This window comes from Rhodothermus bifroesti (genome assembly GCF_017908595.1).
GTDB lineage: Bacteria > Bacteroidota > Rhodothermia > Rhodothermales > Rhodothermaceae > Rhodothermus > Rhodothermus bifroesti.
This window is the reverse complement of sequence record NZ_JAGKTL010000003.1, coordinates 458,867-479,810: the sequence shown is the minus strand read 5'-3', so window position 1 is coordinate 479,810 and position 20,944 is coordinate 458,867. Positions and strand designations below refer to the sequence as shown.

Sequence of the window (20,944 nt, the reverse complement as noted above, 5' to 3'; positions counted from 1 at the left end):
GTGGAACAATTAGAAGCGTAGCTCTACGAACCTCCTGTTCACCTTGGCGTGGACAATGCTGCCACACCACCACCAGCGAAAAAGACCATGCGCTGGGCTTTCGCTTCTTGATCCAACAGCTACAGGATGAAATTCAGGAAAAAGCAAAACCTATCCCGTAGCTACGGCTCAGATTCCAGAAGAGAAAGATTTCTTCCCCAGCCAGCGAACTATCCTTTTCGGCGCTTCAGTGCTCGCGCAGGTTGCGCACAAAGTGCACTTCACACCCCCTCAGCTCCGATAAAACCATCTAGACCTTGTCTGCCATGTCCACCAGGAGCGGCTAGTATACATGCCGGTCGAAATGGATTCGTGACAGGCAAGCGTTCTCTTGTTTATAGAGTCGTTGTACTGGGTTGAATAACCCTCCTTGATTCTTCGACTTACGGGCTAATTTTACACCACTACCCCCCAGTTGTCAAGTGCTCATTGGAGTCACCGCAAGCCCGATCAGCACGTTCTACACCCACATCTTTCAGCACAACTGTCGCATCATTTGCTCCCATCCTTTGGCGTGCATCACTTCTGTTAAAGAGGCGCTTAAAGCCCCAAAAGAAGTGTCCTTATTGTTCACCTTCAGACTCATTAAATCGGTACAGCTTTTGATAGCTTTTGCACAGCCCTAGGTCCATCTATCTTATCCAATGTTAGGGGTTGTTTTAGGGTTTATTTTGCTCAGCCTATCGGGATTGGCGATTTCGCCAGACTCGCTCGGTCGCCTGCCTTTATGGGTTGCGCTGCGCCAGCTTCCTCCCTTGGCGCAAGACGAAGTGCTCTGGCTGGCGCGATGCATTTATTCCGAAACAGACCGCCCCGAAGAGCAACGCCTGGTAGCTTGGGTAGTGCGTAACCGCGTCGAAACACGCTACCGTGGCGATACGTATCGAGAAGTTGTCTTGGAACCGCTGCAGTTTAGTGCTTTTAACCGACCTTCACCCCGTCGGGACTTTATTTTAAGCTTAACGCCGCAGGCCACAGCGCCGGGATGGCAACAAGCGCTCCGCATTGCGCTGGAAGTATACCAAGCGCCGGCTTCGGCAAGGCCCTTTCCCATTACAGTACGGCACTTTTACAGCCCCATCTCCATGTCGACAACCGATCCGCCTCCCTGGGCACAGGCAGGCGTGCCTTTTGAAGGTGCAGCCGTAGCCGCCATTGATCCACAACGCTTCCGCTTTTTTGACCGCGTCGACGCTGAACTAGACCCACCGGTAGTGCGTGCATCCTTTGCTAAGGAGCAACCCACTTGGCAACGCCCAAGACCCCGCCTTTTAGGACGCATTCCGCGGCCTGCTCGGCCTGTGCCTCCTAACCGCCCTAGTGAACCATAGGAAACGGATCAGCGTTCAGCAAGGCGTATGCAGCGCTGGCAAGTCATCGGGAACCTATTGTGGCGGCTCCCGCGCTACCTACTCATTGGGCTAGTGCGGTTCTACCAGCTTGTGCTTAGTCCCCATCTTCCAGCTACCTGCCGCTACACCCCAAGCTGCTCCCAGTACGCCATTGAAGCCTTCGAAAAGTACGGTGCTGTGCGCGGCTTGCTCTTAACGCTGTGGCGGCTGGCCCGCTGCCACCCCTGGGGTGGCCAAGGCTACGATCCGCCTCGGTGGTTTGGCGAGCCGCCCCCAGAACCCTCTGAGCATCCAAACCCATGAGCTACGAACTGCACCAAGAAACCTCCCAACTTGAGCACGTCCGCTGCGCCGTGCTTACCATTAGCGATACCCGCACCGAAGAAACCGACCGCAGCGGCACGCTTCTGCGCAACCGCCTCCAAGAGCATGGCCACCAGGTCGTGCATTATGCGATTGTACCAGACGAGCCCGAAATGATCGGAGCTTTGCTGGACGAGCTTGCCGGCAAGGTCGATGTGATCCTAACCACCGGTGGCACAGGTATCAGCCATCGCGATACGACCTATGAAGTGGTCGCTGCCCGTTTGGAAAAAACCTTGCCAGGCTTTGGCGAGCTGTTTCGCATGCTCTCGTTTCAGGAAATCGGGAGTGGTGCCATGCTTTCCCGGGCTATCGGCGGAGTTTATCGCAATACGCTGATTTTTGCCCTGCCCGGTTCGCTTGGCGCCGTCAAACTGGCGCTTGATCGGCTTTTGCTCCCCGAACTGCGGCATCTCGTCTGGGAAATCCGACGCCACCAATCCCTCCCCTAATCCTTGCAACCCTGCAAGCAAACAGACCGTTAGAGTGCGCCGGAAGCACTGGAACGATCTGCGCACTCCATGGAGGGTTCGCCCAAAACGCTGCGTCTTTACAACACCTTAACGCGGCAAGTAGAACCAATTTATCCGTTAGAACACGGCCGCCTTCGGCTCTATGCCTGTGGGCCTACGGTCTACACGTATGCTCACATTGGCAATTTTCGCAGTTTTCTTACCGCTGACCTCATTGTACGGGTCGCCCAGGCGCTGGGCTGGCAGACCATCTACGTCTGCAACATTACCGATGTAGGACATCTGACCGAAGACGACTACGCCGATGCCGCAGGCGAAGACAAGCTCGAGCGCGCTTTGCGCTCTGCCGAAGGACGCCGTTTCCCTAACATTTGGGACTTAGCCCGCTTCTACACCCAGGCTTTGCTGGAAGACTGGCAGGCGTTGAAGCTCCTCGAACCCGACGTTCGTCCCCGAGCCACCGAGCATATCCGCCAGCAAATTCTAGCCATCGAACGCTTGGTTCAAACCGGCCACGCCTACGAAACCCGCCAAGGCGTGTATTTCCACGTGCCCAGCTTCCCTGACTATGGCAAGCTTTCGGGAAACCGTGACCCCGAGCAGCTCGCACAAGCCGTACGCGAGGTAGTCCAAGACCCCGAAAAGCGCGACCCACGGGACTTTGCCCTTTGGAAAAAAGACGAAAAACACCTTATGCAATGGTACAGTCCCTGGGGATGGGGCTTTCCAGGCTGGCATATCGAATGCTCTGTCATGTCGATGGAATACTTGGGCGAAACGTTCGACCTGCACCTGGGAGGCGAAGACCTAATCTTTCCGCACCATGAATGCGAAATTGCCCAAGCCGAAAGTCTCACCGGCAAGCCACTAGCCCGCTACTGGGTGCACACCCGCTTTTTGATGGTCGAAGGCGAAAAGATGTCCAAATCGAAAGGCAACTTTTTTACCGTACGAGAACTGATTCACCCCCCCGAGGCCGGAGGTCAAGGCATTGATCCAATGGGGCTGCGTTATGCGTTGATTTCCGGCAAATACCGAGAGCCCCTGAACTTTACCAAAAAACATCTCGCCGATAGCCTGCGTATGGTGCAGCGCTATCGGGAAGCTGCAGCGCGCATTGAAGCCGCGCGTCAAAGCGATCGCTCAGGTCCAGATCGATTGGGCGATCGTCTTTCTACGATTTACGATAAAACACTTGAAGCGCTCTGCGACGACCTCAACACGCCGGTAGCACTAGCTACGGCTTTAGAAGGCATCAAGCTCATTTTGGGCTTTGGCGACCAGCTCAACCGGTCCTCGGCGGAAAGCGCCTGGCGCTGGCTTAAGCAGCTGGATGCCTTACTGGGCTTTGTGTTTCCGCCCGACCGTGCAGCGGCTGCTGCCTTCCACCGCCAGGATCCGCTAGCTGAGTTGGTCGAGCGCCTGCTAGCCGAACGGGATGCAGCGCGGCGTGCACGTGACTTTGCCCGCGCCGACGCCATCCGAGAACAGCTACTGCAAATGGGCATCGAGGTGATGGACACTCCCGAAGGTACCCGCTGGCGCCGCAGGGTGCTGGTAGGATAAAAAAAGCACGGTTAGCGATGCATACCCCTACTACCCTACCCCTAAAGGAGCGGCCTCGCCGACTGCGCCGAACTGCAACGCTCCGGCGCATGGTGCGTGAAACGCGCCTGTCGGTCGATCAGCTCATTGCGCCGCTTTTTGTTGTTGAAGGCAAGCACGTCCGCCAAGAAATCGCTGCAATGCCGGGACAATATCGGCTAAGCATCGATGAACTGATCAAAGAAGCCCAGCAACTCTATGCCCTGGGTATTCCGGCTGTAGCGCTCTTTCCGGCACTAGACGCATCGCTGAAAACGCCCGACGGCCGCGAAGCACTGAACCCCAAAGGCCTGTATCCTCGGGCTATCCAAGCCCTTAAGCAGGCCTTGCCAGAGCTGTTGGTGATCACTGATGTCGCTTTAGACCCGTATTCGTCAGACGGACACGATGGCATCGTGCGGCAAGGTCGCATTGTGAACGATGAAACCGTTGAAATCCTTGCCCGCATGGCGGTCGTGCAGGCGCAAGCCGGAGCCGACATCGTTGCGCCTTCCGACATGATGGATGGCCGCGTCGGTGCCATTCGGAAGGCACTGGATGAGGAAGGCTTTACTGAAGTCGCTATTCTGTCCTACACGGCCAAGTACGCTTCCGCTTTTTACGGACCGTTCCGGGAAGCCCTCGACTCGGCGCCACGCCATCGCCCGGGCATTCCACCCGACAAAAAAACCTATCAAATGGATCCAGCAAATGCCCGTGAAGCCCTGCGCGAGCTGCGACTGGACCTTGACGAAGGCGCCGACATTGTGATGGTCAAACCGGCCTTACCTTACCTGGACGTCATTTACCGGCTGCGCCAGGCCTGCGACGTGCCTGTTGCCGCCTACCACGTCAGCGGTGAGTATGCCATGCTTAAGGCTGCTGCACAAAACGGCTGGATCGACGAAAAGGCCGCAGTTTTTGAAGTGCTTACGGCCATCCATAGGGCCGGCGCCGACCTGATCCTCACGTACTTTGCCGGACAGCTCGCCCAGTGGCTTAAGCAAGACCTGCACTAGTTGACCATGGTGGATTTTCGCTCGGAAAACCCAAGGACTATTGCTGTACCGTCCATTACGCCCCTTGACCCCGGAGATTTGGAAGGGGGCTTTGTGCGCATGATGAAACGGTTTCACCTTTCGGGCACCCTTACCGGAGATCTGGAAGCCGATGCCTATCTACGCCAGGATGCCAACGCGCTGCTGCTAGGGCTGCTCTACGACCAACGCGTCCGGGCCGAGTTTGCCTTTACTGGCCCCTTGCGGCTTCGGGAACGGCTAGGACACCTGGACCTGTGTCGAATCGCCCAGATGCCACTGGAAACGCTGCAGCAGCTTTTTGCCGAAAAGCCAGCCGTGCATCGCTTTACCCATCGCATGGCCGAGCTGACGCAAGCCGTAGCCCAGCAGCTCTGCATCCATTACGCAGGCCAAGCTGCCCAACTGTGGGCAGATGGTGCCCCCCTCGCTGAAGTCAAAGCCCGAGTGCAGGCACTACCAGGCTTTGGGAAAGACAAACTGACCAAACTGCCTTATGTACTGCACTACTTTGGGCACCGGGACTGGAGCCGCGAGCTGCCCCTAGCCCGCCATTTGTAAGGGCCCATTTAAGTGATGGCAAGGGCAGGCCGATATAGGCGGTAGAAATTTTCAACACAACCGCCTGAACCGTCCAACCAAACCTGTACCTGCCATGTCGGACCTAAGTCGGATTAACACGAACCTGCAGGCCCTTCAAGCCTACACCTACCTGCAGCGCACCAACAGCGAACTCGGCCTGCGCCAACTGCGCCTGGCCACCGGCAGCCGCATCAACCGCGCCGAAGACGACTCGGCCGGCTACTCGATCGCTGCCAAACTCAAAGCCAAAATCCGCGGCCAAGAACAAGCCCTGGCCAACATCGGCGATGCCAAATCGCTGCTTACCGTCGCCGAAGGCAGCCTCAACTCCATCATGGACATCCTCCAAACCATGAAGGAAAAAGTCGTCCAGGCTGCCAACGACACGCTGGGCTCCGAAGAACGCGATGCCATCGAAAACCAACTGGCCCAGCTCACCGCCGAAATCGGCGACATCCTCGACGCCACCAAGTTCAACGGCCGCGCCCTCTTCGCTACCGCAGACGTCACCCTCAACTTCCAGGTGGGCGACTCCACTGATGCCCAGGACAATTTTTCGGTGACGATTGATGCGATTTCGAACGGGACAGCCAGTGCCCAAGGAGGGTTGTTTGCAGGCCTGACGAGTGCTTCGGTCTGGAACAGCGGAAACTGGAGCTTGGACACCGTGGCCCAGGCAACGCATGCCCTGCAGGCCATCGAAACGGCTATTCAGGACCTGGCTACCCGTTTGGGCCGTATCGGTGACTACCAAAAGCGGCTCTCGTTCAAGATGGACAACTTGGCCACGGCCAAAAACAACTACGAAGCCGCTCGCAGCCGCATCGCCGACGCCGACTTCGCCTATGAACAAATGCAGCTGGCCAAGCTGCAGATCCTCCAGCAAACCGGCGTGGCTGCACTCGCCCAGGCCAACGCGGCCCCACAAGCGATCTTGCAGCTTTTCGGCTAAGGCGCTAAGCGACTAAAAATAAAAACGGTGGCCTCGCGCGCGCCCCACGAGGCCACCGGGCGTCTCCTCCCCCACGATCGATACGGGTCCGCAAACCACGTAACCCTTAATGTTTAACCTAACCGTAAGGGAGGTCCGCCATGTCCGAGCTAAGTCGGATTAACACGAACCTGCAGGCCCTTCAAGCCTACACCTACCTGCAGCGCACCAACAGCGAACTCGGCCTGCGCCAACTGCGCCTGGCCACCGGCAGCCGCATCAACCGCGCCGAAGACGACTCGGCCGGCTACTCGATCGCTGCCAAACTCAAAGCCAAAATCCGCGGCCAAGAACAAGCCCTGGCCAACATCGGCGATGCCAAATCGCTGCTTACCGTCGCCGAAGGCAGCCTCAACTCCATCATGGACATCCTCCAAACCATGAAGGAAAAAGTCGTCCAGGCTGCCAACGACACGCTGGGCTCCGAAGAACGCGATGCCATCGAAAACCAACTGGCCCAGCTCACCGCCGAAATCGGCGACATCCTCGACGCCACCAAGTTCAACGGCCGCGCCCTCTTCGCTACCACAGACGTCACCCTCAACTTCCAAACAGGTGATTCTTCGGCGGTAGAGGACAATTTTTCGGTGACGATTGATGCGATTTCGAACGGGACAGCCAGTGCCCAAGGAGGGTTGTTTGCAGGCCTGACGAGTGCTTCGGTCTGGAACAGCGGAAACTGGAGCTTGGACACCGTGGCCCAGGCAACGCATGCCCTGCAGGCCATCGAAACGGCTATTCAGGACCTGGCTACCCGTTTGGGCCGTATCGGTGACTACCAAAAGCGGCTCTCGTTCAAGATGGACAACTTGGCCACGGCCAAAAACAACTACGAAGCCGCTCGCAGCCGCATCGCCGACGCCGACTTCGCGCTCGAGCAGATGCAGCTGGCCCGCTTGCAGATCCTCCAGCAAACCGGCGTGGCTGCACTCGCCCAGGCCAATGTGGCCCCACAGGCCATCCTGCAGCTTTTTTAACGCAGGCGCCTGACCGCTCTCCTGTTCCCAGAACTGGTTTGGTGCCCACCGCATCACAGTTCACCTTGTCTTTTCAAGGTTCGGGCGGGACGGTTCAGGCGTAAACCCAACGCCCCGATACCGGAAAAGACAGCAAGAAGCCCCCATGGGGGCTTCTTGTCTTATGCAATCATCCGTTGACGCTCTTTCAAAATGATCCCCGTTTTTATTTTCTCTAACCATACTTCCACTTCTTTGATCTGCTCATTTGAGTTTATTGCTTTATGCTCTAGCTGATGCGCCAACTCATGCAACCCCACATGCTTAAAAGCATTAATTAATGCGTTCTTCAGCGCCTGCACATTCAATGGAAATCTTTTATAATGTGTCATGTTATTCACCTTAAACGACTCTATTAACATCAATAATCCATTTTCAATTTGTTTTTGCATTATTAAAGCGACACCAGTAACAAAATAAGCAATAGGTTCTTGTTTTGTAATTTTGAACATATTATTACAATAAACTAAAGCTTTTTCTGGCTTTTTAAGTTTAAGCAAAACTTGTGATCCTATAAATAATGCATAGAATGCATTTTGAGGATTAGCTTTAAATAGTGCATTATAATCTATGATATCTAAGACACTTATTGATTTTTCATATTCTTCCAAAATGTAATAAAGTACAGCAAGTTGATATCCAAAATAGGCTTTTTCAATATCATCTGAAGCTTCTTCAAACTCGTTTTTCAACAATTCTAGTCTTTGTATGTATTTACTTTTTATTTTTTTGCGATCATGTGCATATCCAATATGAACAACATCAACGTTTAAGTCTAATATTTTATCTGTTTCTGTATTAATAAACTTAAGGATACTTTTTATGATCTGATTATGTACTCTGCCCTCATATCGAATTGATGGATGATTGAGGAAAACGCGTTCTTGCCACAGGACGTCGGCGGCAATAACCTCAGAAGCGGGTAAAACGTTATGCACGCAGATCCGAGCAGCTACGGGCTTTTGGTTAGTTAGAGCTTGGCGTAAAAGCGTCCAGTGTCGTGGATCGGGGATATACTCGTCGCCGTCCAGGACCAGAATATACGTTCCTGAGGCGCGTTCTAAGCTGTAGTTACGGGCAATCGCAAAAGAATGGGGCCATTCGATTTCTTCAAACACGTCTGCGTAGCGACGTGCAATGTCTTGCGTGCCATCCGTCGATCCGGTATCGATGATGACGATTTCATCCACGTGCGGACGTGCCAGCCGAAGGCATGTTTCGAGGTGCTCAGCCTCGTTTTTGACGATCATGCACAGCGAAAGCAGCGGACGCCCTGAAGTTTGATCCATGGTGCGGGCAGTTAAGGTTAGAGCCTGTTGCAGCAAGCTGCAGAAGAAATCATGCCAAAACCCTCTTATGCTTAAGCTCGATGCATTTTGGCCGATACTTGCGCCAGAAGCACAGCGGCCGCTGCTGCAGCTTGGAAAAGATGCCATCCATGGGGAAAAACCTTCCCCTTTTTTGAGAACAGGCATCACCTATCCACTCGCAACCAAACGGGAAAAAGTAGCCATGAACGTTATGTATCGAATGCGGCAGTATCAGGAACAGGCCGTGCTTAGTGCTTCCCCGGAGCAATTGGTGCTCAAGCTTTACGATCTGGGCATTGCAGCTTGCAAACGCAACGACCGGCCTAAGGTCCGGGCGGTGCTTGTTGAACTCATGTCAGCGCTAAACTTTGAGGCAGGCGGGGAACTGGCCGAGCGGCTACATGCCCTGTACGAATTTTGCCTGCGCGAAAGTGCTATTGGCGACATTGGGGTCGTGCAACGCATTCTCGAGGGCTTGCGTGAAGCCTGGAACGAAGGGGTTGTGATGGCCCGTGCTGCCTGAAATCAATATCTAACCTGCGCATAGGCCATGGCTGTTAATCCGCTGCTTTCGGTCTACAACGCCGACAGCCCTTACGAGCAGCTCATCAGCGCCATTTTGACCATCGAACGCCGACCACAACTGGAGCTCAAAACCCAGAAGGCTGAGCAAGAGCGGCTCAAATCCGTAATGAGCGACTTTAACAGCAAGCTCTCGGCACTGCATAAGCTGCTCACGACGTTTACAGACCCTTTAACGCGTCCCTTCCAGAGCAAAGCAGCCACAACCTCAGCTACGGCCTTTTCGGTAAGCGCTAGCGATCAGGCTGCAACAGGTTCGCACACCTTGGAAGTGTTGCGTTTAGCCTCGGCCGACACGCGCCTATCGAAACAATACACCAGCAGCGCATCGACGCTGCGTACGTTTTTCGACACCTACGGACCGCAGACGTTCACCATTCAGGTGGCCAGCCCTACCGAGACCGATCCGAATCACCGCGTCGACGTCCAAGTAACGGTCAACCCCACAGCTACTACCGATGCAGACATTTTGCGGGAAATCTCGCAGGCCATCAACGATGCGATGACCGCAGCGGTTGATGCGGGCACCCTCAAGTCTGGAGAACGCGCCTACGCCTCGGTGGTCAATGAAACCGCCAGCACCGCGCGACTTTCCTTGCGGAGCGGCCAGACGGGCTATCAGTACCGGCTGGCTTTTGTCGACTCGGCAAACGGCCTTTTGGCTGCGCTGGAGCTTACCAACAATGCCGTAGTGTCGGGCACCAGCGGGGGCCAAGTGAAAGCCGTAGGCACCAGCGAGACAGACTCGGAGCTCAACAGCAAATTTGTCCTTGACGGCCTTACGCTCTATCGCAACAGCAATCGCGTTACCGATGCGCTGGTGGGCGTTACCCTTGAGCTTAAGCAAGTAAGTACCGGGGCAGCCGAGTTTACAATTGGACCCGACACCAACGGTATCAAGGCCAAAGTCGAGGACTTTATTAAAAAATACAACGACGTAATCACCTACATCGCGGGCAAAAGCAACGTCGATGGCAAGTCCGGGACGCGAGGCGATTTTGCAGGAGATCGTACCTTCTCTGGCCTACGTTTTACGTTGCGGAATGAAGTGGTACAGAAAGTCAGTGGCCAACCCGCTGAAGGCCCACACTACCTGACCGATTTGGGTATTACGATGGGCAACGACGGCACGCTGACCCTGACCGACACCGATAAGCTCTTTGAAGCCCTGCGCCGCAATCCACAAGCCGTTGAAAGCCTTTTCTCCGGAAGCGATGGCATAGCCCAACGGCTGCTTACCACGATTGAAGCTTATGTGGGCGCACAAGGCATTGTCAGCCAGCGGCAGGCTTCTATTGATGCGCGCATTCGTCGCCTGAATGAGCGCATTCAGGCAATGGACGAACAGCTCTCCCGTCGGGAAGAACAGCTTCGGGCACAGTTTGCCCGCTTACAGGAAACGATTGCCCTCTTGCGCAGCCAACAACAATTTTTGAGTGGATTTTTCTCAAGTGGCATTGTTTTTTGAGCGACTTGCGCTTAAAGCTTTATTCCTAAACTGAAGGTATCCTATGCCCGAGCATCCAGCCCTTTCGCTACTGCGCGAGATCTTGGACGTGGGCGACGAGATCGCCCAGGCCCTAAGTCGGCAGAATTTTGAATACCTGCCGGAGTTGACGCAACGGCGCAGTCTACTTTTAGCCCAACTACAACAACATCCCTTGCCTGAGAGCTTCGACCCAGAATGGGAGGTCTTACGCGTTGCCCTAAATGCGCAACACCGACGGCTCAATGAACTGCTAGCGGAAACAGAGCGACAGCTCGCGCAAGCCTTGCTAGAAGTAGAACACTACAAACGCGCACGCCATCAGTATCAAGAAACCTCCCCACGCCAGGTTTTGCGCGAAGATTTGCGCGGATAGCAGCAAAGATTTAACTTTTTATTTTAAATGGTCGATATTGAGAAGGGGAAATTTCCTGTGGAAGCGTAGGACAAGCAGATTGCCGCCATGGATATTCGGGACATCAAAGGCGGAGGTGCTCACCGACTGGATCCCTTACAGCGGGAAGCACTGAGTACTGCCCGCCGGATTGATGAAGGGGATCGCCCCTCTACTACGCCTCAAGCGCCTGAAGGGTCTGCGGTTGAAGACCGGGTAGAACTTTCCGAAGCAGCCCGTAAGGCTGCGCAACAGGCAAACGAGACGCCAGCCATTGAATTTGCCCGCGAAGCTTTACGCAGCACCCCCTCGCTAAGCCCAGAGCGCGTGGCGGCTATTCTACGTTCATTGCAAGCAGGGTACTACATGCAGCCCGAAGTGATCAAGCAGATTGCCCAGCGCTTGGTCGAAGAAATGCTGGCGGAAAACCTTGTGCCGCCTATGAAATAAACCCCTGCTCGCGATAGCGTTTAAGCTTGTTGCGAATTGTGCGGGCACTAATACCGAGCTTTTCCGCAGCCAGTTGTTGGTTGTTGTTCGTCTCTTTAAGCGCCTGCAGGATCATTTCTCGCTCCATATCCTCAATGGTTTGGACGCGTTGCAAAATATTTTCCTTCTCTACCTGCGGCGCTGCCGAAATGACATCGGCAAAAAACTCGTTAAACACGTCTTCGACTTCGATCACGTTGCGGTCAGCCGAAAGCAGCACACCCCGCTGCACAAAGTTCTCAAGCTGACGCACGTTACCAGGCCAATGGTAGCGCATAAAACGTTCCATAAGCGCTGGAGCCACCTGTTTGTCGGGTAATCCATAAAGCAAGCTGTACTTTTTGACGAAATGCGCCACCAAGAGCGGCACGTCCGATAGCCGATCGCGCAGCGGAGGCACGGTAAGCGGAAACACGCTGAGCCGATGGTAGAGGTCTTCTCGGAATTGTCCCTTAGCAAGGGCTTCGCTTAGGTTGCGGTTACTGGTAGCAATGACCCGCACGTCCACTTTACGGGTTTCAACAGAGCCCACTTTTTGGATTTCGTGTTCTTGGAGTACACGGAGCAGCTTTGCCTGAACCGCCAAATCAACCTCGGTAATTTCGTCTAGCAGTAGCGTACCACCATCAGCACGCTCAAAAGCCCCTGTCATGTCTTCGATAGCCCCTGTAAAAGCGCCTTTGCGGTGTCCAAATAGGTGGCTTTCAACCAGCTCACGGGGCAGATTAGCGCAGTTGATCGCCACAAAAGGCCCTTCGGCACGATCGCTCATCTGATGAATTAGCCGGGCAAGAATTTCCTTCCCGGTACCGCTTTCTCCCTGAATGAAAACCGGTGCTTTGTTGGCAGCTACGCGCGGGAGCATGGTTTTAAGCTGCTGAATAGAGGGGTGCTCCCCAACGTATTCGATTGCCCAGCGACGCGTGGCGCGGCGTGCATGCGCTGCAAAGGGGGCACCCTCACGCCGCTCTTGCCGACGGGCCAAAGCAGCCCGCACCCGCTCCACCAACTCTTCGGTCGCAAATGGTTTAGGAATATAATCAATCGCGCCATTTTGCATGGCCCGTACAGCATGCTGCACATTGGCATGTGCCGTAATCATAATGACCTGCAGGTCTGGATGCTCCTGGCGAATATAGGCCAACAGCTCCAGCCCATCCATGTCAGGCATTTTAAAATCGGTAATGACCAGGTCGAAAGACGTTTTCTTCAGCGCTTCAATGGCCTGCAGGGCATTGGAGCAGCTTGTTAGGCGCATGCCATGACGGCTAAAAAGCCGTTCAAACAGGGTGTGGAGTAGGTGCTCGTCGTCTACAAAGAGGATATGCGGAACGCTTGCCTGGGCTGTCGTCATAACCGTTGCTGGGTAACGCTTTACTTTGGGTAGAGAGCGCTATCAAAATAACGTAGTCAGCTTTCTATGCCAAGAGTGCATCACCATTTGCTTTTTCTTCTCCTTGGGGCAAAACCAGCGCGAAGCAGATACCGGCTTGAGGGTCGTTTGTAGCCAAATAAAGCGTCCCTTTGTGGGCCTCTGCAATCCGGCGCGCAATAGGCAGGCCAATGCCTAAATTTTGAGCTTTTGTGGTAAAGAAGGGGACAAAAATCTTTTCCGCTATCTCTTGGGGCATCCAACCCTCGTTCCACACCTCAAAACGAATGCTGCAGGGTTCGGCTAAAACGCGCAGTTGCACAACGCTGTCGGGGCGTGTAGCTTCCAGGGCATTTTTCAAGAGCATAAACAGGGCCTGGCGGAGCAGCATGGCATCGGCCCGGATGATCTTTCCTCCAGAAATGCGCAGATCGAGGGCCACTCGGGCCGCTTCATGCGCTTCTAACATCACCAGTAGCTCTTGCAGCAGTACGCGCAGCAAGCGGGATTGCACCATCGGCTGCAGTGGTCGAGCATACCATTGCAGTTCCAAAAGAATCCGCTCAATAGAAGCAGTGCTCTCAAAAACGCGCAGGGCCAGCTCGCGTTGTTCAGGTGTGGCCAGGGTATCGGTCAACAAGTCGGTGAATCCTTCAATACTAGTGATGAGGCTGCGTAGGCGATGCGCTAGCACCTGGGCCATATTGGCCAGCACTGCGTCGTGCGTATCCGCAAGTAAGGGGGGCTTATCCGAAGTAACTGCTGACATAAACAACCCGAGCAACTTCAAGGGGACCAAGCTAAGGCAACCGCCTTTGCCCGATGCTGCTGGTGCGCTTGGCAAAAGGCTCAAATCATATGCCACCTATGGCATGCGCGTGCTTGCGTAGGTTGCACGGATCTTTCTGGCAAGTTTTTCCCCAAATTCGGATGCATTTCCGTCCTCGTCTTCCTTACAAGGTGGTTCAAACCCTTTGCTATCGACGAAAACACAGGGGACTTAAGCGGTGGCACGGTGGTTGATGCTGCCTTTCTAGCAGCAAAGCACGCCATAGGGCAATGGAAACGACCAAACTGACGCTGCTCCGCCATGCCATGCAAGCCTATACATGGCGGCTGCGGGCCTTGAGCAGCAACATAGCCAACCTGGACACCCCGGGTTATCAGCGCGTAACGGTAGCGTTTGAGGAAGCACTCCGCAAGGCGCGTCATCAAGTACCCAGTTTGCGGCAGCCTGAAGATGTGGAGCCGAAGATGCGCCTTGAGACAACCGCCCCGATACTTGAAGACGAGCTCATGGAGCTTGCCGATACGCAAATGCGCACGCAGCTGGTCACGCGTGCGCTGCGAGAGCATTTTGACCTCATGCGTACGGGCATCACTGGTCGAACAGGATAAAGACGTAACGTCGCATGCCACTGCCTCCACGGATTTTTTCGTTTTTCCGAACTGCAGCACGAGGCCTAGAAGCCCAGCGGATTGCCATCGGTGCGGCTACAGAAAACATTGCCAATGCGGCCACCAGCCGCACTGCCGAAGGCACGCCGTATGCCCTCAAGCAGGCCGTGCACACCGCTGCAGAAGCACGCTACCAGCGCTTTGGCCGGCTTTTAGAGCGGATGCAAACTTCGCTGCGCACCAGCGATCCGCGCCACAGTCCTACCCTTTCGCTACGCACCAAGCTTCCCGAAGCCGAACTCGGCCCTGAAACCACCATCGAAGAGGTTGTACGGCTGCGTTACGAGTATGACCCCACGCACCCTCACGCCGATGCCAACGGCTACGTCGCCTACCCCGACGTCAACGTTGTGGAAGAGATGGCCCGCCTGATTTCAGCTAACCGCATCTACGAGGCCAACCTCTCTACCATCCAGGCGGCCAAGGAAATGATCAAGCGAACTTTAGAAATCTAAGCTATGCTACGCTGCTCGCTTGGATGGGTCTTTGTGTTTGTTCGGCCGCGCCTTGCAACGGTGCTGGCTTGCGTTAACGCTGCTCGGCAGGCACTGCATTTGCCTCCACTATATCGTCTACCCACTGGTGCAGCGCGGCATACCCGCCAGTGTCCGCTGGCCCAAGCCCTAAACGGACTGGTAGGCGTCGATGGCGTAGCCTACCCCGACCCGGAGGTTGCCAAACGTGTGGCAAAAGCCTGGGGTACCAATTACGTCGCGCGCAGCTCCTGGTATGTTGTGGCTTTACCCCCTGTGCTGCGTCGTTTTGTGTGCGACTACGACCTCGGCGCCTTTCCGGCCTTAGAAGATCATCAAGTTCAAGTATCAGAACCGACACCCCACGCAGTTGCCTGATTGGCCATGGATATTCGTCCCACGTTTTCTCCGCTTCCCGGCTTAGCATCATCTGCTGTCGGGACAGGAACCCCTGCCGGAGCTGCCTCAAAGGCTAAGCCAGAAGGTCCTCGGGCCGCACAGCCCACAGCCTTACCTCCCGAAGGCCTAAGCTTACCGGAGTGGCAGATGATCCAGCGCTACTTTCCGCCTTCCGAAAAGCTGACGCTTCGGCTCTATGGACCAGACCGCTCAATGCACACGCTCCAGCCCGGCGCGCTAGGCTCTCAGCTGGACGTACGCGGCTAAAGGTTAAGGATCATGAACGTTGCCGAACTGCAACGACTGCAATCAATATGGGGGCGGGATGACGGGCGCTTGCCTACCCCCCGCGACCGCACAGCAGCCGATGGCGGCTTTGCCGACACGCTAAGCCGAGCCATCAACGCCGTAGATCGCGCTCAAAAAGCCGCCAATGAGCAAGTGGAAGCCTTTGTAGCCGGTGAGCAAGAAAACTTGCACGAGGTTATGATTTCGATGAACCAGGCGCGCCTGTACTTCCAGCTGATGACCGAGGTGCGTAATCGCCTCCTAGAAACCTACCAAGAGCTCATGCGCACCCAGATTTAACAGCGCATTGTGCATAACGCAGCGCCAAAGCTGGCTGCTTTGTCGCGTGCTCGGATTTGGATGTTCCGGTAGTAGCCCGCTTGAAGGTTCAGGATGATGTCGCTAGAAAGTTTGAAACAGTTCCTGAGCCGGCTCACACTTGGCCAGCGTCTGGCGCTGGGCACAGTCGTAGTCGGCAGTATTCTGTTACTTTTGGGCATTGCCTACTGGGCCGGAAGGCCAGAGTATGCCTTGCTTTTTGGTGGGCTATCCCCTGCTGATGCCAGTCGGATTGTCGAGACGCTTCAAGAAGAAAACATCCCTTACCAGCTCAAGGAAGGGGGCAGTGCCATCTGGGTTCCCCAAAACCGCGTCTATGAACTTCGCCTGCGTTTTGCTGGGGAAGGGGTCATTAGCGATGGTCCCGTGGGCTATGAGCTGTTTGATAAAGGCACGCTCGGCATGACCGACTTTATGCAGCGGCTCAATTACAAACGGGCGCTTGAAGGAGAGCTAGCCCGCACGATTATGAGCCTGCAACAGGTCGAGTTGGCTAAGGTGCACTTGGTCCTTCCAGAACGGAGCCCATTTCGGGAAACGCAGGTGGCACCTAGCGCTTCGGTGCTACTGGTGCTCAAACAAGGCGCACGCTTAAGTGAGCAGCAAATTGACGGCATTACGGCCTTGGTGGCTGGTGCTGTTGAAGGTCTACAGCCCGAAAACGTCACCGTGCTTGATGCGCGGGGGAACCTGCTTTCCAACCCCGATGCCGGTAATCCTGAGCTGGCGCTAAGCAGTACCCAACTCAAACTGCGCCAAGCGCTCGAGGCCCATTTGACCGAAAAGGGCCAGTCTATGCTTGATCGCGTGTTGGGACCGGGAAACGCGATTGTGCGCGTTGCGGCTACGCTGAACTTTGATCAAGCCGTCACAGAACGCCAACTGATCGATCCCGAAAGCGCCACCGTTATCAGCGAAGAGCGCATGGAAGAAACGGGAACGGCCGAAGGCAACACCTCAGCTAACTCGATGGTGCGCAACTACGAGCTTAGCCGCACCATCGAACGCATTCAGCAAAACGGAGGCAACATTGAGCAGCTAACCGTCTCTGTGATTCTCAACCAGCGCTACACCGTGGCAGAAGATGGCTCACGACAAGCGCGTCCCTACACCGAGGAGGAGATGCGCGAAATTGAGGAGCTGGTCAAAAATGCCGTAGGATTTAACGCCCAGCGAGGCGACCGCATTGCCATTCACCAAACCCGCTTCGACACGCAGATTGACGACCAGCTTGCCCAAGAGCTGCGCGAGCAGCGCCGCCAAGAGCAATTGAATCTGTATATCCGCTACGGGCTAATGGCGCTGGCCCTAGGTTTAGTGGTCTGGCTGCTACGGGCTGCTATGCGACGCATTGGGGATCTGGCAGGCACCACCCAAGTGCTCATTGGCCGCGTCGATCGCGAAGCTCTTCAGGCCGGCGTCTCTCCCGAAGCCCTTCAGGGCAAAGCCCCAACGCCTGGACTCGCTGCCGGTACGGAAGAAGAGCTGGTGATGATCGACGACATTTATACCAGTCGACTCTCAGCCGAAGCCAAAGCCCGCATTAAGGCCAAGCACTTGCTCTTCGAAGAGGTGCAGAAAAAAGTAAACGAAAAACCCGAAGAAACTGCAGAAATCATTCGGAGCTGGATGGTCAGCGACCTTAATGCCTAATGCCTATGGCCACCAAAGCCAAAGCGACCGATCGGCCTGTTGCCGAGCTGACCGTGCACGACCTGACAGGAGCGCAGAAAGCGGCCGTCCTGCTCATTGCCATGGGCACGCAGGCAGCGGCTAAGATTCTCAAATACCTGCGCGACGATGAGGTCGAAAGAATCTCTATCGAGATTGCACGCATGCGAAACGTCAGCGCCGATGTCGTTGAGGCCGTCTTGCTGGACTATCGCGACTCGGCCCTGGCCCACGATTACATTGCCCAAGGAGGGCTTCAATTTGCGCGGGAAGCCCTAGAAGCAGCCCTTGGCCCACGACGTGCCGAAGAAATCCTAATGCGCGTCGAAGCCGCCATGCAGGTGTCGGCCTTTCACCTGTTACAAACCGTTGAAACCGCCCAGCTCGTCAACTTCATCCAGAATGAGCATCCACAGACCGCTGCGCTTATTCTGGCCCATTTGAATGCCCGCAAGGCTGCCGATATCATCTCAAACCTGCCCGAAGAGTTGCGCACGGAAATCATGTACCGGCTGGCCACGATGGGCAAAACCTCGCCAGAGCTGCTACGTGACATTGAAGACGTCATCCGTCAACACATTAGCGCGGTGTTTGGCGCTGAGCTCAGCACTTCGGGTGGCGTCGAAAAGGTTGCCGAAATTCTCAACAGCACCAGCCGAACGGTCGAGCGCACGCTGCTGGATGCTATCCGTGAGCGCGATCCCGAACTGGCCGCTTCGATTAAGGCCTTGATGTTTACGTTTGACGATCTGGCCCATATCAGCGATCGGGACATGCAGCGTCTGCTGACGGAAGTGGACCAAAAAGACATTGCCCTGGCCCTCAAAGCCGCCTCAGGCGAGCTCAAAGAAAAGATTCTCCGCAACGTCAGCGAACGCGCAGCGAAGATGATCCAAGAGGAACTCGAGCTCATGGGACCTGTCCGCGTGCGCGACGTCGACGAAGCCCAGCGACGCATTCTCGAAACAGCACAACGTCTGGAAGAACAAGAAGAGATCACCTTGACGCGCACAAGCCAAGAACTATTGATTTAATCCCAGTGCCATGGCCCGGCTTATCTCTTTGGTTGAGCACCTCAAAACGCAGCCTGAGCGGCCCTTCCCGCCACGGCTCACCAAGACCCAACTGCGAGTGCCGGCAGATCCGGAGGAAACGCAAGCTTTTCGTCACCACGGCCTACTGCGGCGCCAGCAAGCCCGGCAGGCCCAGCCCATCGAAATTGATGCAGGCGAGTGGATGCAAACAGAGAACATCTTTCGCATTTCTGCTGAAGAAAATGACCCACCCCCACAGGATGCCATGGATGAATCTGCGCTCAAGGCCAAGCTGGAAGCCGAGTGGCAGCAAAAGCTCGAAGTAGCCATCGCACAGGCCCGCGCTGAAGGCGAAGCGGCTGGTCGTGCTGCTGCTGAAACCGAATGGCGCGAGCGCCTGCTTCGGCTTCAAGCTGAGTGGGCTGACGAGCTAGAACGCCTCCGCCAAGCCTGGTATGCCTATACCCGTCAGCTCGAGCCCATGCTGGTAGAAATCGCGCTCGAGGTAGCTGAAGCGCTTCTGGATGCCCCGCTTCCGGAAAGCCTTAAAGGCGTTTCCGCACGTGTCTTAGCCGAGGCGGTTGAGCAGCTGGCCCGAGAAACCCCGATTGAGATCTCAATACACCCAGTCGACTTCCTGCGCCTTCAAGAACAGGGCGTGATTGCCCAGCTTGAAAGTCGTCATCCTGAGCTGCGTTGGCAGCTTAACCCTGCACTGAAAGAAGGCGACTGGGTCGTGCAAACCCCCTCAGCGATGCGCCGCAACATCCGCCAGGAACTGCTCCAAACCTTGCGCCAACGCTTAGGACTGCTGCCGGCCGTCCCAGAAGCTTCGGACCAAGCACCAGATAACCATGCCTGAACTCCCTTCCCCTGAGGCATCATTTACAGCCCACTGCTTGCGGCAGATTCGCAAGCATCCACCGAGACCCCTGCATTTTGGCAAAGTTCAGAGTGTGGTGGGTTTGCTGATCGAAGCCTCCGATCTACCCGCTGCTGTGGGCGAGCTATGCTATATCCATGAGGGAGAGCAGCCAGAGGCGCGGCGCATCAAGGCCGAGGTCGTTGGTCTACGTGGACGCACCACACTCCTCATGCCCCTGGAGCTGACGCGTGGGCTTAGAGCCGGGTGCCTGGTTGAACCTTCAACCCTTCCCCTAACCGTCCGCGTGGGCCAGGCGATGCTAGGCCGCGTGATCGATGCCAGTGGTCGCCCTATCGATGGTAAAGGTCCGCTGCATTTGACCGAAGAGCAACCCGTGCACAGCGACCCTCCTCCGCCACTTACGCGCCGCATGATCGATACCCCCCTGCTAACGGGCATCCGAGCAATCGACACGTTCTTAACCCTAGGCCGTGGGCAACGCATCGGTATTTTTTCGGGGTCTGGCGTGGGTAAAAGTACGCTCCTGGGCATGATTGCCCGCCGTGCCCGTGCCGACGTAAACGTGATCGCCTTAATTGGCGAGCGCGGTCGCGAAGTGCAAGAATTCATTGCCGACAACTTGGGCGACGAAGGGTTACGCCGGTCGATTGTTGTAGCCGTCACTGGCGATCAAGCCGCCATCAACCGGGTCAAAGGAGCAAGCGTGGCCATGGCCCAGCGCGAAATTGGACTGGCCGTAGGCGAGCCCCCGACCACGCGCGGCTACACCCCAAGTGTCTTTGCCCTGCTCCCTCGGCTGCTGGAGCGTGCTGGCCCAGGTGCCCAAGGCAGCATCACGGGCATCTTCACCGTGCTTGTCGACGCCGACGACATGAACGACCCTATTGGAGATGCCGTCCGCGGCATCCTCGACGGGCACATTGTGCTTTCGCGCCAACTAGCCCATGCCAACCATTTTCCTGCCATCGATGTCCTGCAAAGCGTCAGCCGCGTCATGCCGCGCATCACCACAGCCGAACACCGCGCGCTCGTCGAGGAAGCCCGACGCCTGCTGGCCATGTATCGCGAAGCCGAAGATCTTATTCGCGTCGGCGCTTATGAAATGGGAACCCGGCCTGAACTCGACCGCGCCATTATGGCCTATGACATGCTTATGGCCTTCCTGCGCCAAGGCGTCGACGAAACCTCTGAAGACCCCGTTGGCGACCTAGCCGCCCTCTTAAAAAGCTTGCCGCCAGCAAAACCCCCAGCCAAATCCCGATAGATTGGCCGGCCTTTTGCAGTAAGCGTCCATAACCTCTCAGAACCGCTATATTGACTCCAGAA

24 protein-coding genes are annotated in these 20,944 nt (G+C 55.8%); 21 read left to right on the top strand and 3 right to left on the bottom strand.

The window, feature by feature from the left end:
• Nucleotides 1–683 precede the first annotated feature (683 nt).
• The 8 genes from J8E65_RS09080 (at nucleotide 684) to J8E65_RS09045 (ending at nucleotide 7,398) form a co-directional block, all read left to right on the top strand.
• Nucleotides 684–1,370, top strand: coding sequence for a cell wall hydrolase (locus tag J8E65_RS09080; RefSeq protein WP_210375426.1), 687 nt, complete (start codon nucleotides 684–686; stop codon nucleotides 1,368–1,370).
• A gap of 27 nt (nucleotides 1,371–1,397) precedes the next feature.
• Nucleotides 1,398–1,694, top strand: coding sequence for a membrane protein insertion efficiency factor YidD (yidD, locus tag J8E65_RS09075; RefSeq protein ID WP_210375425.1), 297 nt, complete (start codon nucleotides 1,398–1,400; stop codon nucleotides 1,692–1,694).
• Entirely contained in the window at nucleotides 1,691–2,206 is a 516-nt protein-coding gene (locus tag J8E65_RS09070) for a MogA/MoaB family molybdenum cofactor biosynthesis protein (protein ID WP_210375424.1), read from the top strand. The genes yidD and J8E65_RS09070 overlap by 4 nt, the downstream gene beginning before the upstream one ends.
• A gap of 69 nt (nucleotides 2,207–2,275) precedes the next feature.
• Nucleotides 2,276–3,793 (top strand): cysteine--tRNA ligase, encoded by a 1,518-nt coding sequence (gene cysS / locus J8E65_RS09065; protein ID WP_210375423.1) that lies wholly within the window; start codon nucleotides 2,276–2,278, stop codon nucleotides 3,791–3,793.
• Nucleotides 3,794–3,810: 17 nt separating this feature from the next.
• On the top strand, nucleotides 3,811–4,830 hold the full coding sequence (hemB, locus tag J8E65_RS09060; RefSeq protein WP_210375422.1) for a porphobilinogen synthase: 1,020 nt from the start codon (nucleotides 3,811–3,813) through the stop codon (nucleotides 4,828–4,830).
• Nucleotides 4,831–4,836: 6 nt separating this feature from the next.
• Nucleotides 4,837–5,409 carry a hypothetical protein gene (locus J8E65_RS09055; protein ID WP_210375421.1) on the top strand — a complete coding sequence of 191 codons (573 nt, stop codon included), beginning with the start codon at nucleotides 4,837–4,839 and terminating at the stop codon, nucleotides 5,407–5,409.
• A 94-nt stretch (nucleotides 5,410–5,503) separates the two neighbouring features.
• Nucleotides 5,504–6,382, top strand: coding sequence for a flagellin (locus J8E65_RS09050; RefSeq protein WP_210375420.1), 879 nt, complete (start codon nucleotides 5,504–5,506; stop codon nucleotides 6,380–6,382).
• A gap of 140 nt (nucleotides 6,383–6,522) precedes the next feature.
• The gene (locus J8E65_RS09045; RefSeq protein ID WP_210375419.1) at nucleotides 6,523–7,398 is read left to right on the top strand and encodes a flagellin; all 876 of its coding nucleotides are present in this window, start codon (nucleotides 6,523–6,525) and stop codon (nucleotides 7,396–7,398) included.
• A 161-nt stretch (nucleotides 7,399–7,559) separates the two neighbouring features.
• On the opposite strand, the gene J8E65_RS09040 is transcribed toward J8E65_RS09045, so the two are convergent.
• Complete coding sequence (locus J8E65_RS09040) at nucleotides 7,560–8,912, bottom strand: glycosyltransferase family 2 protein (RefSeq protein WP_210375418.1); 1,353 nt, start codon at nucleotides 8,910–8,912, stop codon at nucleotides 7,560–7,562.
• A gap of 37 nt (nucleotides 8,913–8,949) precedes the next feature.
• Between J8E65_RS09040 and J8E65_RS09035 the strand changes: the two genes are divergently transcribed.
• From J8E65_RS09035 to J8E65_RS09020, 4 genes are all read left to right on the top strand, one after another.
• Complete coding sequence (locus tag J8E65_RS09035) at nucleotides 8,950–9,270, top strand: flagellar export chaperone FliS (protein WP_210375417.1); 321 nt, start codon at nucleotides 8,950–8,952, stop codon at nucleotides 9,268–9,270.
• A 27-nt stretch (nucleotides 9,271–9,297) separates the two neighbouring features.
• Nucleotides 9,298–10,797 (top strand): flagellar filament capping protein FliD, encoded by a 1,500-nt coding sequence (fliD, locus tag J8E65_RS09030; RefSeq protein ID WP_210375416.1) that lies wholly within the window; start codon nucleotides 9,298–9,300, stop codon nucleotides 10,795–10,797.
• A gap of 43 nt (nucleotides 10,798–10,840) precedes the next feature.
• On the top strand, nucleotides 10,841–11,191 hold the full coding sequence (locus J8E65_RS09025) for a hypothetical protein (RefSeq protein WP_210375415.1): 351 nt from the start codon (nucleotides 10,841–10,843) through the stop codon (nucleotides 11,189–11,191).
• 87 nt (nucleotides 11,192–11,278) lie between these two features.
• Entirely contained in the window at nucleotides 11,279–11,659 is a 381-nt protein-coding gene (locus J8E65_RS09020; protein WP_210375414.1) for a flagellar biosynthesis anti-sigma factor FlgM, read from the top strand.
• Here J8E65_RS09020 and J8E65_RS09015 read toward each other — a convergent pair.
• Both J8E65_RS09015 and J8E65_RS09010 read right to left on the bottom strand, forming a co-directional pair.
• Nucleotides 11,649–13,052, bottom strand: a complete 1,404-nt coding sequence (locus J8E65_RS09015) for a sigma-54-dependent transcriptional regulator (RefSeq protein ID WP_210375413.1) — start codon at nucleotides 13,050–13,052, stop codon at nucleotides 11,649–11,651. The genes J8E65_RS09020 and J8E65_RS09015 overlap by 11 nt on opposite strands.
• Before the next feature lie 64 nt (nucleotides 13,053–13,116).
• Nucleotides 13,117–13,839, bottom strand: coding sequence for a sensor histidine kinase (locus J8E65_RS09010; protein ID WP_210375412.1), 723 nt, complete (start codon nucleotides 13,837–13,839; stop codon nucleotides 13,117–13,119).
• 290 nt (nucleotides 13,840–14,129) lie between these two features.
• Here J8E65_RS09010 and J8E65_RS09005 point away from each other — a divergent pair, with 290 nt between their 5' ends.
• The 9 genes from J8E65_RS09005 (at nucleotide 14,130) to J8E65_RS08965 (ending at nucleotide 20,882) form a co-directional block, all read left to right on the top strand.
• Nucleotides 14,130–14,468, top strand: a complete 339-nt coding sequence (locus J8E65_RS09005; protein WP_210375411.1) for a flagellar basal body rod protein FlgB — start codon at nucleotides 14,130–14,132, stop codon at nucleotides 14,466–14,468.
• A gap of 14 nt (nucleotides 14,469–14,482) precedes the next feature.
• Nucleotides 14,483–14,983: a flagellar basal body rod protein FlgC gene (gene flgC, locus J8E65_RS09000; RefSeq protein ID WP_210375410.1), complete on the top strand. Its 501-nt coding sequence runs from the start codon at nucleotides 14,483–14,485 to the stop codon at nucleotides 14,981–14,983.
• Between the two features lie 3 nt (nucleotides 14,984–14,986).
• Nucleotides 14,987–15,379 (top strand): hypothetical protein, encoded by a 393-nt coding sequence (locus tag J8E65_RS08995; protein ID WP_210375409.1) that lies wholly within the window; start codon nucleotides 14,987–14,989, stop codon nucleotides 15,377–15,379.
• A 6-nt stretch (nucleotides 15,380–15,385) separates the two neighbouring features.
• Entirely contained in the window at nucleotides 15,386–15,667 is a 282-nt protein-coding gene (locus J8E65_RS08990) for a hypothetical protein (protein WP_210375408.1), read from the top strand.
• A 12-nt stretch (nucleotides 15,668–15,679) separates the two neighbouring features.
• Nucleotides 15,680–15,988 (top strand): flagellar hook-basal body complex protein FliE, encoded by a 309-nt coding sequence (gene fliE / locus J8E65_RS08985; RefSeq protein WP_210375407.1) that lies wholly within the window; start codon nucleotides 15,680–15,682, stop codon nucleotides 15,986–15,988.
• Nucleotides 15,989–16,081: 93 nt separating this feature from the next.
• Nucleotides 16,082–17,680 carry a flagellar basal-body MS-ring/collar protein FliF gene (gene fliF, locus J8E65_RS08980; RefSeq protein ID WP_237181809.1) on the top strand — a complete coding sequence of 533 codons (1,599 nt, stop codon included), beginning with the start codon at nucleotides 16,082–16,084 and terminating at the stop codon, nucleotides 17,678–17,680.
• A 5-nt stretch (nucleotides 17,681–17,685) separates the two neighbouring features.
• Nucleotides 17,686–18,732 (top strand): flagellar motor switch protein FliG, encoded by a 1,047-nt coding sequence (gene fliG / locus J8E65_RS08975; RefSeq protein WP_237181808.1) that lies wholly within the window; start codon nucleotides 17,686–17,688, stop codon nucleotides 18,730–18,732.
• Between the two features lie 10 nt (nucleotides 18,733–18,742).
• On the top strand, nucleotides 18,743–19,594 hold the full coding sequence (locus J8E65_RS08970) for a FliH/SctL family protein (protein ID WP_210375405.1): 852 nt from the start codon (nucleotides 18,743–18,745) through the stop codon (nucleotides 19,592–19,594).
• On the top strand, nucleotides 19,587–20,882 hold the full coding sequence (locus J8E65_RS08965) for a FliI/YscN family ATPase (RefSeq protein WP_210375404.1): 1,296 nt from the start codon (nucleotides 19,587–19,589) through the stop codon (nucleotides 20,880–20,882). The genes J8E65_RS08970 and J8E65_RS08965 overlap by 8 nt, the downstream gene beginning before the upstream one ends.
• The last annotated feature ends 62 nt before the right edge of the window (nucleotides 20,883–20,944 follow it).